This window comes from Tunturiibacter lichenicola, from assembly GCF_051013355.1.
GTDB lineage: Bacteria > Acidobacteriota > Terriglobia > Terriglobales > Acidobacteriaceae > Edaphobacter > Edaphobacter lichenicola_F.
On record NZ_CP132944.1, the window covers coordinates 2,357,088 to 2,371,360 of the forward strand.

Consider the following 14,273-nt stretch of genomic DNA (forward strand, 5'->3'; position numbering starts at 1 on the left):
ATGGAGACAAATGTTATTTCTGCTTAGGGATTTAGTCGTCGATACGGGCGTCTTTCGCTTTGCGTGGCCTGGTTGAGACGGTTTCGGTGACGCATTTTTCCGATACCTGCTGAGGAGTTGAACACTTTCCCGCTGCGGCCCGCGTGAACGCCCGGTAGAGCCTGTCCACATCGACCTGCCCTCTGCGTCCTTGAGCCTCCAGCGCAGCGTGCATGGCGGACAGCAGCTCCGACCTTAGTTCATGGAACACTTTGTCGATGTAGATGTACGGCAATCAGCCCTCCGCGCCACGCTTGTCAAACGATACATGGCGCACAGGCCGCCGCCTCGGCGAAGTATCGAGTTACTACATCGTTTTGACCTTTGGCGTAAAGACTGGCCTACCGTGGTATCCGGAAAAGATCGCGCCGTCCATCCCACAATGGATCGCCAAAAGTGTAGTTCAAGTACTGATTTCACTAGGGAACGGGGCGTTCTAGGCCTAACCTGTGACTGCGCAGTTTTGCGCCCTAAGGAGTCTCATCCCAATGAATAAGTCGATCCGTAATCTTGCGTTCACCACAGCCCTCCTCCTCTCCACCTCCCCTATGTTTGCAAATAGAACCGGTACGGATCCACATCCGCAGTTGGCCATAGGAATCTCGCTTGGCGACTACGCCAGCATCGTTCTTTCTATCGTAGGCCTGTAGAATCGTTGATAATCGCTCCTGCGAGGCAGGAATGAATTTAACGGCACTGGACAAAATCTTATGGGCGGCGGGCTTCGTTGGTCACGCCGCCCTCCTTCTTGTGCTGTTAGTTCGCCATCGGAGCCGTCAGTTTCCAATCTTCACCTGCTTTATCGCAACCCACGTCCTCGTCACCATAACCCTCTTCGCCATCTCCCGTTATGGCAGCAAACATGCCTACTCTGTCGCTTACTGGTCAACATCTGCGCTCGACTTCCTGTTTCAGTTGGCGCTGATCTTCGAAGTGGCCCGCGTCGTTCTACGTCCAACAGGCACATGGGTTCGCGATGCTCGCTCTTCCTTTATTCTGATGGGAGCTATTGGCGCCGCCATCGCCCTCGCGTTTAGTCTCGCGATAAAACCAATGATGCCGTCCACTTTGGATATTTGGGAGATTCGTGGCGACCTCTTTACCGCGCTACTGGATTGCGAGCTTTTCCTCGCTATGTTGTATGCCTCCAATCGGCTGGGGCTGGTTTGGCGCAACCATGTCATGGGACTCGCACAGGGCCTGACCATCTGGGCTTTCGGAGCTGTAGTCAGCGATATCGCCCACATTATTTATGGCTGGTCGCAGGACTTTTTGATTCTCGATCATCTTTTAATGTTTCTTTACTTGGCAACGCTTGTATATTGGACCGTCACCTTCTGGCGTCCCGAACCGGTACGTGAACCGTTATCTGTTGAAATGAAGGATTATCTGGTTGCTCTTCATAGCCGGGTGCAATACGATCTAGAGAAAGTAACTCGAAGCCGCAACTCTACGTAACCCATATGGCCACTGTAGTAATGCTCGCGTTAGTTACCGTTCTGCTTGGTTCCGCACTTCTGCATTCGTACATCTCTGCGAATCGCCTGGCTCGCTGCAGCTGGGACGAGCTTTTGGGGAAGCTGCATCCTATTGGGTCGGCCGGTATTGTGACAGTGGCTATGAACCACCTGGTACCAGCAAAAGACCAGCTTGAGCTTCAGCCCGAGGAGATGTGGAATCTCCTGGGCGGTCTGGAAGGTTTGCAGCAGATGCGTGAAAATGGCCGCATCCTGATTGCGCTGGCATCGTATGTGGAGCGCTGGAACTATGAAGAGGGCGTCATCATCGCCGAACGTATGCGCCGCGATGGACTGCAACTTCGGCGGGCGGTAACGCGAATTATGCTCGAGACCTTTATCGGCATGAAGCAGGTACGCATACCCTTCTACCTGCACGAAGCAGCTTCCTCGTACTATTTGATGCGACAGCGGCTTCTGGCCTTGTATCAGACTAACCATGCTGGTCTTTATCCTCGGCTCGTCGAGGTTCTCTAGACCGAGCGCTGCTACTGTGCGCGGCGCCCGCCACACACTTTCACCTCAATCGTTACAATGATCAGGTACTGGTTGAGAGGACACGCACAGCAATGAGTTGGTTTAAGCGCGAAGACAACGAGATCGTCAATGATTCGGAGAAGACGGTCCGTACCGAAGGTTTGTGGATTCGTTGTCCTGATTGCGGCAAGATCCTCTTCAAAGCAGAGCTAGAGGCTAACCAGCAGGTTTGCCCCCATTGCGGACATCACTTTCGCATCGACGCTCGAACCCGAATCGAAAATCTCTTGGAGCCCGGCTATGAGCTGGTGGATCTGGAGCTTCGTTCCACTGATCCGCTGCAGTTCACCGACCTGAAACCGTACAAACGCCGGCTCGCCGAGGCGCAACAGAAGACTGGCCTCAACGACGCCATCGTGAATGCTGTTGGGATGTTGGGCCCGCACAATGTAGTGCTCAGTGTGATGGAGTATGGGTTTATTGGCGGTAGCATGGGCTCGGTGGTTGGCGAGACGATCGCGCGGGCTGTTGACCGGTCGCTTGAGACGCGTCATCCGCTGATTATTGTCGCTGCGTCGGGCGGTGCGCGCATGATGGAGGGGATTGCTTCGCTGATGCAGTTGGCGAAGGTCTCTGCCGGGCTTGCGCGCATGGATGACGCCAAGATTCCGTATATCTCCGTGATGACCGACCCGACTACCGGTGGCGTCACGGCGAGCTTCGCCATGTTGGGTGATCTGAACATCGCAGAGCCGGGTGCGTTGATTGGTTTCGCCGGGCCACGCGTCATTGAACAGACGATCCGGCAGAAGCTTCCGGAGGGCTTTCAGCGCTCGGAGTTTCTTCTTGAGCACGGTTTCCTCGACGCTATCGTGCCGCGGAAAGAGATGAAGCAATACCTTTCGCAGACGCTGAGCTGGATGACGGCTTAACTCCGATTTCACTTCACGCCGCTGCTCAAATGTTTCGCCTGATTGCGTGCGAGTGAGATGCCGCTACACTTGGAGTAGATGCAAGCAGCTACTCCATCGCGCACCGCCCTCCGTGTCGCTTTACGACGAGCCGCTCATCAGCTCTATGACGCGAAGCCGCTCGTTCTGGATGATCCCATTGCCGTGCCGATACTAGGCGACACCTACGCGGAGGAGCTTCGACGCACGCCGACGCGGCCTGATCGCCCTTTTTCCATCGCCCTCCGTGCCTTTTTGGTTGCACGGAGTCGCTACGCCGAAGACATGCTCGCTGCTGCGGTCGCTGAAGGCGTAACCCAATATGTTTTGCTCGGAGCGGGCCTTGATACCTTTGCTCATCGCAATCCTTACCCACAGCTTCGCGTCTTCGAGGTTGACCATCCCGCCACGCAACAGTGGAAGCGTGATCTTATCCAGACAAACGCGCTGTCTTTGCCTGAAAAGCTGACCTACACGCCTGTCGACTTCGAGTGCCAGTCGCTTCCTGAACAACTTTTGGAGGTCGGCTTCGATCCTAAGGCTGCGACATTCTTTGCGTGGCTCGGCGTTGTACCGTATCTGACCCTCGAAGCCTTTCGCGCTACGGTTACCTTCATTGCGTCTCAGCCCGCAGGCTCGGGCGTGGTACTCGACTACGGCCAGCCACGCTCCGCGCTACCGTTTTTCGAACAGCTCGCTTATGACTCCCTCGCCTCACGTGTTCAGCAGTCCGGCGAGCCCTTTCAGCTTCTCTTCACTCCACCTGAAATCGCGTCCGAGCTCGCCAACTTCTACAATCTCGAAGATCTTGGTTCGCCCGAGATTAACTCGCGCTACTTCGCGAATCGCAGTGATTCGCTCAAAGCTCTTGGGAGTGCCGGGCGCTTGCTGAGCGCCTGGATCTGACCTCTCTGAGTTTGTCGAAGCTGGCTGCGTAAGCGATGATGTTCACGAACCACAATCGGGAGCGGATTATTGCATGGCTAAAACGAAGAACGTGATTCATCGCTGCTCGTGGGCTGATAATGATCCATTGATGCGTACCTACCACGACGAGGAATGGGGCGTTCCGGAGCGCGACGGCCGTGTGCTCTGGGAGGCGCTGATGCTTGACGGCTTTCAAGCTGGCCTCTCATGGCTGACGATCCTGCGTAAACGGGAGGCCTTTCGCAAAGCATTCCACAACTTCGATCCGAAGAAGGTGGCGCGCATGGGTGAGGCGGACATCGAGCGTCTGTTACAGAATGAGGGCATCATTCGTTCGCGCGCCAAGATCGAAGCGACCATCAACGGTGCCAAGATTTATGTGGCAATGGCCAATGCTGGTGAGGATTTTTCTCAGTACATCTGGGGTATGGCCGGGAACAAGTCGATTCAAAATCACGGACCAGTTCCGGCGAAGACTCCGCTCTCTGAAGAGATCTCTGCGTCGCTGAAGAAGCGTGGCTTCAAGTTTGTTGGGCCCGTTATTGTGTATGCGTGGATGCAGGCGGTTGGCATCGTCAATGACCATAGCCCTGATTGCTTTCGCCGCAAGGTGGTCTAACGGTGAAAAGCAAAGCCCCTCTTGATAGAGGGGCTTTGATCTTTGCTCGTGAGCGTAATACCTACTTCGCAGGAGGCACTGCGTTCGGATAGATGTCCGGAATCGGCGCGGTCTTTTGCTTTTCCAACTCTGGATGTGGGAATGGCTTGCGCGGCATCATGGCTTCGCGTTCGCTGGTGTTGTAGAGGAAGATCGCCTCGACCACTGCAGCCTGCTCGAGGTCGAGCGCGTGCAGACGATCATAGGTATCCATATCGGAGTGATGGGTGCGCGTGTCGTAGTCCATCGGGTCCTGAATGTACTGGAAGCCCGGGAGACCGACCGCATCGAACGAGAGATGATCGGTGCCCCCTGTGTTGCGGTAGGAGATGGTCGTCACACCAAGGTCCGCGAGCGGGGCGATCCACTGCTTGAAGATCGGCGCGATGGCCCAGTTCTCTTGCGTGTAGACGCCGCGTACCTTGCCGGTGCCGTTGTCGAGGTTGTAGTAGGCGTCCAGCGTCTCCCACTCCTTCGTTGTGGTCAGAGGACCGTGTTGGCGTAGGAAGGACGGAACGCTCGCCGGCTCGGGTACCTTGGGCTCTGCGAAGGTGCCAAAGTGCTGTTTGACGTATCCCTGCGAGCCGAAGAGGCCTTGCTCTTCGCCGGACCAGAGCGCGATTCGTATGGTGCGCTTTGGCTTGACGCCGAGTGACTTGAGGATTCGTACGGCCTCCATCGCAACGATGGAGCCTGCACCGTTGTCAGTTGCACCGGTACCGGAGATCCAGCTATCGAGATGTCCGCCAACCATAACAACCTGATCTTTCAGCTTTGGATCGTTGCCGGGAATCTCGGCGACTGTATCGAAACCATGCTCGTGGTCACCGGTGAACTTCGTTTCGATATTTACCTCGAGCGTCACAGGGACGTGATTTTCGGCAAGCCGTGCGAGCCGGTTGTAGTGCTCGATCATCATGACAGCGTTGGGAATGGTGACTGCGTTTTCTTTTTTCTGCGCATCGCGGGCGAGGTTCGCACCGTTGTCATCGAAGATGATGCCGGTGCCACCGCCATCGCCACCGTCGCGGCTGGGTGTGAGAACGGCAAGGGTGCCTTCGTCGGACATCATCTTGAGCGCGGCCTTCCGAATTTCGGCCAGCTTCATGCGATCGGCCAGGAACTTCGCAAACTCGGGAGAACCGGGAGTGTAGCGTCCGCCGCGCGACTCGTAAGTCTCCATCTCTTTCAATTCCGCGTCCGTATAGCGGGTGAAGAGAGGAGTGGTGATGTCCGGTGTGGGCCGCATCGCGCCGAGAAGGACGATCTTGCCCTTCAACGTGCCTTTGTACTTATCAAGGTCGCCGAGCTCCTGCACGTTCATATAGACGACCTCGCCCGAGACTGGGCCAGCGGTTGCCGGAGACCATGGTGCAGCCTGAGCCCATAGTGGTTCCGGATCGGGCGAGACCATTCGGACCCATGTGTTGATCTGCTGCCAGCCCATACCGAACTCGCCCCAGTCCTCGAGGTGCGCATTCTCCAGGCCAATCTTTGTCAGAGTGTCACGAGTCCATGCATTTGCCTTCGCCATGTTGGGCGAGCCGGTCAGTCGAGGTCCGATGCCATCTGCGAGTGCAGAGCCAAACTCCATGACGTGAGAGTGCTTCAGGCCCTCTTCGCGGATGCGCGCGTACATCGTGAGGTCGATATCTTCAGTCGCTGGCTGAGGACCGTAGTATGACGGCGTTTCAACTACAGCATCTTTTGCTTTTTTATCGGCAGAGTAGGCGGGCACTACGAAACTTGCGATTGCGACGGTGCAACAGCCCCAACGTGCAAGGGCACGAACGGATGACATACTCGGTGTTCCTCCGGGAGTTTGAACTGCGATGATGCGAAGAATAGCAGATATCACACGCTTCGGGTTATGCCCGAGCTGTCTCTCACCACCGTCGGAGGTATGTCGATCAAGTGTGGGTCTTAGGTCGAACCTAGACTTTGCGGAGCTTTCGCCGAGTCCATAGTGTGCCCAGGTAGCCTAGAGCTATAACCAGCACCAGTAGGCCGATTGGCAGCCCAAACCGTGTGTATGTCAGCGCGAAGTCGACCGCGTGGTGTGTTGCCGTGTTGTAGAAGAGGATGCCGATAATTGCGCAGAAGGTCGCCGCGAAGAACGCCGCAAACCCTAGCGCAAAGCTCATCAGCAGGCTGGTGAACAAGCCTAGATCCCCTAAGGGCACACCAAATAAATATCCCGCGCCCAAGGTTTGGGGAGAGCTCGTGGTTCTGTTCTGCGATGCTTGCGCCATACCAGTAGAATACTGCTTTATGGCAGAAGGTGTTCATAGCGGAGTAGTTCAGGCGGCGCAGGTCATCCGCGAAGCAGCGGTGCGTCAAGCGCCAAACGGTATCAACTACGCATCATTTGGCGATAACAACTTCGCCGACAAAGACCTGGAACGAATGGTCCAGGCAGTACCGATTGCAATCGCGGGAGCATTGAAGGGCAAGACTTATTACTTTGTGCCACTTGCCATGAGCGAGGCCCGAGGCAGCGAAGCCACATTGGTTTCCTCTACGTACACGCCTGAGTTGGGCGACCAGGCGATATGCCACCGTAACGTGAGCCACGATGGCGTTGAAGGGGTCTTTATCTCTACACGGCTGCTGGGTGATCGCTTTGCGCTGGCATTCGAGTTTTTCATTAACGTTGGCCACGCCTTCGTCGATGTTCTCGGCGTTCCAGAGGTATTTGAGCAGCTCGCGTGGACGCAGGCACTCGCCGACGTTCGCGGCGAGACCAGCCAGGATGCGTGGGAGAGCCGAAATCTCGCAATCGCGCCCAACGGGAAGGCGGAAAAGATAGACGGCAAACCCGTGATCGATGAGAAAGCAAAATCGAACTTTCTTGAGTCTGCATTTTCTGATTCGCTGGCAATCTATCAACTCTCTCTGTCAGTTGACTTCGACTACTCTGAGCTGAGGGAGCGTGAGTATCCTCTGCTCGCGCCGTTGGCTTTGGCAGATCGTCTCCGTCTGGTTGCCAAGCTATTTCCGCCTAATCCCAACTACGAGTTCTCGATCCGGTACCGCCGGCGCGCTTAGAGCTGGCTTGCAACCAGTGGTAGACAGCGTCATCTAATTGCTAGGAGCTACGAGATGCCTGCGATCAGAACCTGCAAGAGCTGCGGCCAGAAGAACCGGATTGCCTCGAATCACCTGGCGGACATGGGCAAGTGTGGCGCGTGTAAGACTGCGCTGCCGCCGCTCGACGAGACGATGCAGGTTGACGCGGCTTTGTTCGACGAGATTGTGCAAAGCTCTCGGGTGCCGGTGCTCGTCGATTTCTGGGCGGACTGGTGTGGGCCGTGTCGTGCGGCTGCACCCGAAGTCGCGCGCACTGCAAAAGATATGGCTGGTAATGCTTTGGTTTTGAAGGTCGACACCGACAAAAATCAGGAGTTGGCTGCGCGGTTCAATGTGCGCGGCATTCCCAATTTTGCGATTTTTTCGGCTGGCAAGCTGGTTAGACAGCAGGCCGGCGTTGTCGGTCACGATGTGATGGAGGGTTGGTTGCGATCAGCCACGTTGACATCGTCTGTTTGAACGACCGGCTGATCTATCGCAGTGCGTGATGAAGTCCCAGTGGCCCGAGTAGACCAAACGTCTGCAACAGCCAGACAATCACCGCGATGATGACTACGACGCGGATAATCTGTTTGATGGTTCCATCCATCGGGATCAGCCCGATCAAATAAAGCAGCAGACCAATCACAATCAGGGTAACGATGACGCTGATTAGTGTAGAAGTGAGCATAAGCATCTACCTCTTTCTAGAGAGCTGAAGAGTGTGATGCGGGAAAAGCTCTGTTTTTAGCACGCCTGATCAAAAAATTGATATTTCAGACACCACGACCGAGTTTGGGACGGTCTCGTGACCTCTCTGTGGCGCTATCGGTGCGGACTTACCAGTCGCGGCCGTGGTGTGGGATGCGTCCGCAGTCTCCCTCGGTCAGGTAACAACGAAGCAGCCCGCAGACCACGGCGAACCCAGCACCGATGATCATGAAGAGCACGCCAGTTGTGATCCTGCCAGCGAAGTAGGGAAAGAGGAAGACAACAACTCCGGCGTACATCAGGATTGTCAGCACAATTCGTGTGATGCTTCTCGTCACGTTCTCCCTCCCCTCGTGGACCAGAACTTCTGCATCGGCACAACGGTGTTTACGGTTTGACTCGAGCTGTCTCGAAGATGATCCGGGACAGGCTGCAAAAACCTCGCAGTACCGCACATCGTACTCCACGAAACCAGCTTTCGGCCACAGTTTTTAGAGGAGTCTGCTGCAGGTGCAGCAGTTTGCAACTATGCTTGCCGGATTTGGCGCGATTAGCCAGTGACGATTCCCATTGCAAGCACCGCACCTAGGATTGCGCTCGCGTCTTCAACTAGAGCGACCGGCCAGTCTTTGCTGTTCAGGCGGATCACGATTTCTCGTCGGATCAAGAATCCTGCGAAGGCACCTACCAGGGCTCCTCCTATACACAAGATGACACTTTCTACTCCCGAGCCGTTCAAACCCGCCGCCACGATCGCTCCAACGAGCCCGGCAAATACCAGCCTTGCGATTAAAGGGAAAGGAGCTGTTCTGCTTGGTGTCTTCGGCAGTTTATCGACGACGTACTCGCCTATCGCAAAGATACTGAAGACGATAGCGGTTATGAGCTTCGCGGCCCAGAATGCCCAGGTATCATCGAGCGGCAGGTGACCTGCGTAAGCAAACCAGCAGAGAATCGCCATCGCGGTCATGGTCCGCATGCCTGTCACCACGCCGAGCAGAGGGATGGCGAACAGCCACGTCATCATCGTCAGCGCCATTGGCTCCTCTTTCTCCGTGAAGATGCCGGGAACTGCGAGCACAGAGACCATGCCAACAAGGTACGGATTAGCAGATCAGACGAGAGATGCGCTCTCTAAGTTTCCTTGTCCCGCCGTCCGAGTGGAGTTTATTCTGCGCGGAGCCAGCCGTACAAGGGGAACTTCTCTGCCATCTCCAGCACTTGGCCGCGGATCTGCTGCAGTTTTGCGGCATCCGTTCTGTGCTCAAGAGCCTGTGCGATCCAGTCTGCGATGACTAACATCTCTGGCTCTTTCATGCCGCGCGTGGTGAGAGCGGGTGTACCGATGCGGATTCCGCTGGGTTTCATTGGGGGGTTGGTGTCGTAGGGGATGGCGTTTTTGTTGACCGTGATTCCTGCTTCTCCGAGTGCATGTTCTGCCTCTGAACCGAGAATTCCCTTCTGAAATACGTCGATGAGCATCAGATGGGTGTCGGTTCCACCAGAGATGACGCGGTATCCGTGGGCGGCTACCGCTTCGGCGAGGGTCTTTGCATTGGCTACGACTTGCTTGGCGTAGACAGCAAACTCAGGCGCTAGCGCCTCTTTGAAGGCTACGGCTTTTGCGGCGACGATGTGCATGAGCGGGCCGCCCTGTTGGCCAGGAAAGACGCTGCGATCGACACCGGCGGCGAACTCCTGGCGGCATAGAATAAGGCCGCTGCGGGGGCCACGGAGGGTTTTGTGGGTGGTTGTGGTGACGATGTGGGCGTGGGGCACGGGGGAGGGGTGGACGCCGCCAGCGACGAGGCCGGCGAAGTGGGCCATGTCCACCATGAGGTAGGCGCCTACTTTGTCGGCGATGGCGCGCATGCGGGGGAAGTCGAACTGGCGCGGGTAGGCGCTGCCTCCACCTACGATTACCTTGGGTTTTTCGCGTTCTGCGAGGGCTTCGAGCTCGTCGTAGTCAATGGTTTCGGTGTCTTTGCGGACCTGATAGCCGACGATTCTGTAGAGTTTGCCCGAAAAATTGAGCTTGTGGCCGTGGGTGAGGTGGCCGCCGTGAGCCAGATCCAGGCCTAGAATGCAGTCGCCGGGGCTTAGAAGGGTCATGTAGGCGGCGGCGTTGGCTTGTGAGCCGGAGTGGGGCTGGACGTTGACGTGTTCGGCGCCAAAGAGCTGTTTGGCGCGGTCGCGGGCCAGGTTTTCGACGACGTCGGCGTACTCGCAGCCGCCGTAGTAGCGCTTTCCGGGGTATCCCTCTGCGTATTTGTTGGTGAAAACGGTGCCGGCGGCTTCGAGGACCGCGCGGCTGACGAAGTTTTCGGAGGCGATCATCTCGAGGCCTTCGTGCTGGCGCTCTACTTCGTTTTCAATCTGCGCGGCGATCTCGGGGTCGGAGGTGGCCAGCGGAGCGTTCAAATCGATGGGCATGGCGTTATTTTATGTCACGTTTTTGCGTGTTTTTTTTCGGATGGAGTTTGAGGTGGAATTTTGTGGTTTTGCTGGCGTTTTTGAGGGGTGTTTTGCAAAAAGGATGGTTTTTGGTGTGGTGTTTGATGGTGAGTTTGTGGTGGAATGCGTGGCTGACGTGGTCGTTGAACAGCCATATCTTTGGTGTCGAAAGATACGCCAGGTTTTGCAACTTTATTTTTGGTTGCCTGCTTTGGCGAGGGTCGTGTTGATTAATGTTTGATCCTGTCGTCGCGATCCGCCGAGATTTGATTCTTATTCCGAACAAACGGCCGGCGCGGGCATCCATTCGCTTGTTGGGGTGTTCCTATGTACAGGCAGAAATTCGAAGCAGACAGAACTTGGAAAGGACCACTTATGCAGACCTTATATGTTGGACTTATCTTTTCGATGATGGTGGTTCTCCCGCTTCTTGTCGCAAAATGGGGCGGGTCGCCGCAACAGGATCTTGAGTCCTTCGGAAGCAGACGCCAGTAGGTTCCTCAGCAGCACAGAGTTTGAAAAGCCACGAATCGCTTTTTGTTCGTGGCTTTTCTCTGCGCGTTATGAAGCTTTTCGAGGGAGGTGTGTTTCTCAATCAGGGGGCCACGGTCCAAGAGGACCAATGCCATTCGCCTTCTCCTCGCGAGCAGCTTTAGCGTCCTCCTTGGAAAGGTACCGATCCACCGCGCTCTGCGCTCGAGGATCATCAAAATACACCAACGCGTTCGCAATGGAAGACGCCACATCCGGTGACGCATTCTTGCATGCATCAATGATCAGCGGAATCGAATCATTGTCCCGCGCCCGGACCAATCCAGCCGCTGCAAAAGTCTGAATTTCATAATGAGGGGATGAAAGAGCTCTTCGAAGCAGCCCCACTCCCCTGGGATCCCTGGTTTCAGCCACGATTTCAACGAACGTCAGCATCTCGTTAAATTCTCGATCCTGCTTGGCCCACGCCTCATATGACGAAGGCCCCTCGATTGGCTTTCCCTGCGAATCGTACTTCACGGGAGACGAGGCATCGCTTTCCAGCGCAGATGTCGCTTGCCGTAACAGAAAATCCCAGTAGATATCCTCTTTGTTTCCGAGTCCGATCAAAGCACTCGCAATCTGCGCCTTACGACGTTCATCTTGGGTATTCACAAAGTTTTCTCTCAGGATGGCAACCGTCTCCGCCGGATGTGTCGCCGCGGCTTGCCCAACGTAAGACAGCGATTCCACGTCGTTCCGTTTCAAGGCCACAATCGGATCGGGAGGGGGCAGACACTGCTCCTCAGCGGCTTGTGCAGCAGCTCGTGTCTCGGGATCGCGTTGGAAGTCCCTTAGTTCGTGCGCGATGAGGCGCACCTCATCTGGATCACGAAATCGCTTGCATGCCTCGACAATCAACGGAATCGAATCCTTGCCATTGGCACGCGCCAGTCCCCGGGCCCCTGCCCAGACGATGTCGTGGTTAGGTGACTTAAGGGCTTCGCGAAGCAATGGAATCCCTCTTGGATCGCCAGATACCAAAGAAACTTTGCTATCAAGCCCATACAACGCCGTCTCTGCTTGTGAGCCTTCAGTAACGTCATGTGCTCGGGTCCACGCGACAAACTCCGGTGGATGCCCCGACACGCAGTTAGCTAACGATATGCACTGTGGAGACGGAACATCGCTCTCAATCGCCAACTTCGCCTGCTGCACCAGAAAGTCCCAGTACGCGTTGTCCTGTCACCCAGGTCCGCTAAAGCGCGCGCGACTCTCCCCTTCACATCTGCATCCTGGCTCGTCACAAACCGTGCCTCGAGGATTGGAACAAGCTGTCCCGCCTCTCCCTCGGCAATCTGCTCTTGAGTCGCCGGACCGTAAACACCCTGCTTTAGGTGTTCGATCACGCTGCGGACTTTTTGGCTAAGGACCTCGTCAACCTGACCCTGCGACGTTTGCCCATAGGCAACACCAACCAGCACAGCACACCATACTGCGGCGTGCAGGAGTTCCGACAACACACTCGGTAAACGGAGCTGCCTCATAGACGCACCACTCTTCATGTCACATGTGCCGATGAACCACATGCCTGCGTTTGAGACGGCCAATGTTAGCACGACAATGCAGGAATTCAGGCTTCGGTTCCCCTGTGGCTTCTTTAGACACCGTTGCCGTCAGCTCAGTTTCTTGAAGCCGGCTTTCCGGCAACTCCGCCCACGGGGGTTGCCGGAGCGCCAGCAGATTCCTCAGCTTGGCTGCGGAATGACAACAAAGGTGCGGTAGGAAACCTCTATAGCAACAGGAAGACTATTCCGGGGCTGACGGAGCGGGAATTTGGTTCGGATTCGTGAAAGTTTTATGCCAAAGATATGTAAAAAAAATGTAAAAAATATACTCATTTTCTTACTCTAAAAGCGGTGGCTTTCCCGAAGAGAAGTAATAAAAAGCCCAGCTGGCATACAAACTTTTTTGGAGAAATATGAAGACGTATCGATGTTTGAATATGAAGTTTCTTGTAGTTGCATTCCTCACTGCCCTCGTGGCTGTGGCACCAGCCACACAGGCGTTCGCGCAGCTGCCTGGATCAATACCGCAGCACGGTGAGGCTGAAAATGCGAACGGTGCCGTCTATTTGCAAGACACCTATAGCGAAGCCAGAAACGGTGGGCACCTGCTTGGGGTGTGGAGGGGATCCACGAATAACACAGTGTGGATGTCGCGCGATAACGGCACGCCCTTCCAGATTGGTGGGTCAATAACCTATGTAAGTCCTACGGTGGTTCCCTGGGGGCCCACTGCCTTCATGGTCTTCCATACCGGGGATGGCGGCGGGATCTTTTACACGGTGGTGAATCAAGACGGCAGCAATTGGGGCAATTGGTACGCTATTCCGGGCAATTACACGAATCTTCCCGTGTCCGCTGCGCAGATGGGTACCAATTCCTACCAGGTGTACCTGGTGTACCACGGGTTGGGGAACGACACGCGGGTGTTTGGCACATGGTTTTCCGGCCAGAACGGCAACTGGGCCAATGGCGCGACCATAAACGGTGGATTGACGAATAGTGGCCCTGGCGTTTCCTGGAATCATGTCACGAATCAACTTGTTGTCACGGCGCAAGGTTTGGACAATCAGCTCTGGATCACCCATCAGACGCTCGGTGCCTCCAGTTGGCCCGGCTGGACTGCAACAGGCGCCTCTACCGTTGACACTCCCCATTCCGTCGCTTGCAGCAATGGGAACCTGATCGTGAGTATTCTGTTCTCCAACGGTAACCCCGCGTACGCAATATTCGACGGCTGGGCAAATCAGCAGAGTGGCTGGAGCACGGACACCAGTATCGGTCCCGTTCCCTCTGCGGTCCAACTCTCGGCGAATGGGAATACGGTGAATTCACTCTACTCCGTCAATCTGCATGTGGCGGGCCAGGCCCCCTTATATCAGGCAGGGTGGAAGCAGATCTACAGCTGCCCATAGGCAAGGTGTATTTGAGCTGT

19 protein-coding genes are annotated in these 14,273 nt (G+C 55.7%); 10 read left to right on the forward strand and 9 right to left on the reverse strand.

Features of this window, described 5'->3' with window-relative positions:
* Positions 1–31: 31 nt before the first annotated feature.
* On the reverse strand, positions 32–274 hold the full coding sequence (locus RBB82_RS10090) for a hypothetical protein (protein WP_433974997.1): 243 nt from the start codon (positions 272–274) through the stop codon (positions 32–34).
* A gap of 253 nt (positions 275–527) precedes the next feature.
* Here RBB82_RS10090 and RBB82_RS10095 point away from each other — a divergent pair, with 253 nt between their 5' ends.
* From RBB82_RS10095 to RBB82_RS10120, 6 genes are all read left to right on the forward strand, one after another.
* Complete coding sequence (locus RBB82_RS10095; protein ID WP_433974998.1) at positions 528–689, forward strand: hypothetical protein; 162 nt, start codon at positions 528–530, stop codon at positions 687–689.
* Between the two features lie 31 nt (positions 690–720).
* Positions 721–1,497 (forward strand): hypothetical protein, encoded by a 777-nt coding sequence (locus tag RBB82_RS10100; protein WP_433974999.1) that lies wholly within the window; start codon positions 721–723, stop codon positions 1,495–1,497.
* Positions 1,498–1,502: 5 nt separating this feature from the next.
* A complete protein-coding gene (locus tag RBB82_RS10105; protein ID WP_433975000.1) occupies positions 1,503–2,033 on the forward strand; it encodes a hypothetical protein in 531 nt (176 codons plus the stop codon).
* A gap of 92 nt (positions 2,034–2,125) precedes the next feature.
* The gene (gene accD, locus RBB82_RS10110) at positions 2,126–2,965 is read left to right on the forward strand and encodes an acetyl-CoA carboxylase, carboxyltransferase subunit beta (protein ID WP_433975001.1); all 840 of its coding nucleotides are present in this window, start codon (positions 2,126–2,128) and stop codon (positions 2,963–2,965) included.
* Positions 2,966–3,043: 78 nt separating this feature from the next.
* Entirely contained in the window at positions 3,044–3,889 is an 846-nt protein-coding gene (locus tag RBB82_RS10115) for a class I SAM-dependent methyltransferase (RefSeq protein WP_433975002.1), read from the forward strand.
* A 73-nt stretch (positions 3,890–3,962) separates the two neighbouring features.
* Positions 3,963–4,529, forward strand: coding sequence for a DNA-3-methyladenine glycosylase I (locus tag RBB82_RS10120; protein ID WP_433975003.1), 567 nt, complete (start codon positions 3,963–3,965; stop codon positions 4,527–4,529).
* 61 nt (positions 4,530–4,590) lie between these two features.
* Here RBB82_RS10120 and RBB82_RS10125 read toward each other — a convergent pair whose 3' ends face one another.
* Both RBB82_RS10125 and RBB82_RS10130 read right to left on the reverse strand, forming a co-directional pair.
* Positions 4,591–6,369 (reverse strand): M20/M25/M40 family metallo-hydrolase, encoded by a 1,779-nt coding sequence (locus RBB82_RS10125; RefSeq protein ID WP_433975004.1) that lies wholly within the window; start codon positions 6,367–6,369, stop codon positions 4,591–4,593.
* A gap of 133 nt (positions 6,370–6,502) precedes the next feature.
* Entirely contained in the window at positions 6,503–6,751 is a 249-nt protein-coding gene (locus RBB82_RS10130) for a hypothetical protein (protein ID WP_433975005.1), read from the reverse strand.
* Between the two features lie 88 nt (positions 6,752–6,839).
* On the opposite strand from RBB82_RS10130, the gene RBB82_RS10135 reads away from it, so the two are divergent.
* Both RBB82_RS10135 and RBB82_RS10140 read left to right on the forward strand, forming a co-directional pair.
* The gene (locus tag RBB82_RS10135) at positions 6,840–7,616 is read left to right on the forward strand and encodes a hypothetical protein (protein WP_433975006.1); all 777 of its coding nucleotides are present in this window, start codon (positions 6,840–6,842) and stop codon (positions 7,614–7,616) included.
* A 54-nt stretch (positions 7,617–7,670) separates the two neighbouring features.
* The gene (locus RBB82_RS10140; protein WP_433975007.1) at positions 7,671–8,117 is read left to right on the forward strand and encodes a thioredoxin family protein; all 447 of its coding nucleotides are present in this window, start codon (positions 7,671–7,673) and stop codon (positions 8,115–8,117) included.
* Between the two features lie 13 nt (positions 8,118–8,130).
* Here RBB82_RS10140 and RBB82_RS10145 read toward each other — a convergent pair whose 3' ends face one another.
* From RBB82_RS10145 to glyA, 4 genes are all read right to left on the reverse strand, one after another.
* Positions 8,131–8,328 carry a Thivi_2564 family membrane protein gene (locus RBB82_RS10145; protein WP_433975008.1) on the reverse strand — a complete coding sequence of 66 codons (198 nt, stop codon included), beginning with the start codon at positions 8,326–8,328 and terminating at the stop codon, positions 8,131–8,133.
* Positions 8,329–8,476: 148 nt separating this feature from the next.
* Positions 8,477–8,686 carry a hypothetical protein gene (locus RBB82_RS10150; RefSeq protein ID WP_433975009.1) on the reverse strand — a complete coding sequence of 70 codons (210 nt, stop codon included), beginning with the start codon at positions 8,684–8,686 and terminating at the stop codon, positions 8,477–8,479.
* A gap of 212 nt (positions 8,687–8,898) precedes the next feature.
* Entirely contained in the window at positions 8,899–9,387 is a 489-nt protein-coding gene (locus RBB82_RS10155) for a DUF4126 domain-containing protein (protein WP_433975010.1), read from the reverse strand.
* A gap of 128 nt (positions 9,388–9,515) precedes the next feature.
* Positions 9,516–10,781, reverse strand: coding sequence for a serine hydroxymethyltransferase (gene glyA / locus RBB82_RS10160; protein WP_433975011.1), 1,266 nt, complete (start codon positions 10,779–10,781; stop codon positions 9,516–9,518).
* Between glyA and RBB82_RS10165 the strand changes: the two genes are divergently transcribed.
* A complete protein-coding gene (locus RBB82_RS10165; RefSeq protein WP_433975012.1) occupies positions 10,774–11,043 on the forward strand; it encodes a hypothetical protein in 270 nt (89 codons plus the stop codon). The two genes, glyA and RBB82_RS10165, sit on opposite strands and share 8 nt — an antisense overlap.
* Before the next feature lie 350 nt (positions 11,044–11,393).
* On the opposite strand, the gene RBB82_RS10170 is transcribed toward RBB82_RS10165, so the two are convergent.
* Together RBB82_RS10170 and RBB82_RS10175 are read right to left on the reverse strand one after the other, a co-directional pair.
* A complete protein-coding gene (locus RBB82_RS10170; protein ID WP_433975013.1) occupies positions 11,394–12,476 on the reverse strand; it encodes a HEAT repeat domain-containing protein in 1,083 nt (360 codons plus the stop codon).
* A complete protein-coding gene (locus RBB82_RS10175) occupies positions 12,431–12,820 on the reverse strand; it encodes a hypothetical protein (RefSeq protein WP_433975014.1) in 390 nt (129 codons plus the stop codon). Before RBB82_RS10175 ends, RBB82_RS10170 begins: the two co-directional genes overlap by 46 nt.
* Before the next feature lie 434 nt (positions 12,821–13,254).
* Here RBB82_RS10175 and RBB82_RS10180 point away from each other — a divergent pair, with 434 nt between their 5' ends.
* Positions 13,255–14,253: a hypothetical protein gene (locus RBB82_RS10180; RefSeq protein WP_433975015.1), complete on the forward strand. Its 999-nt coding sequence runs from the start codon at positions 13,255–13,257 to the stop codon at positions 14,251–14,253.
* Positions 14,254–14,273 lie beyond the last annotated feature (20 nt).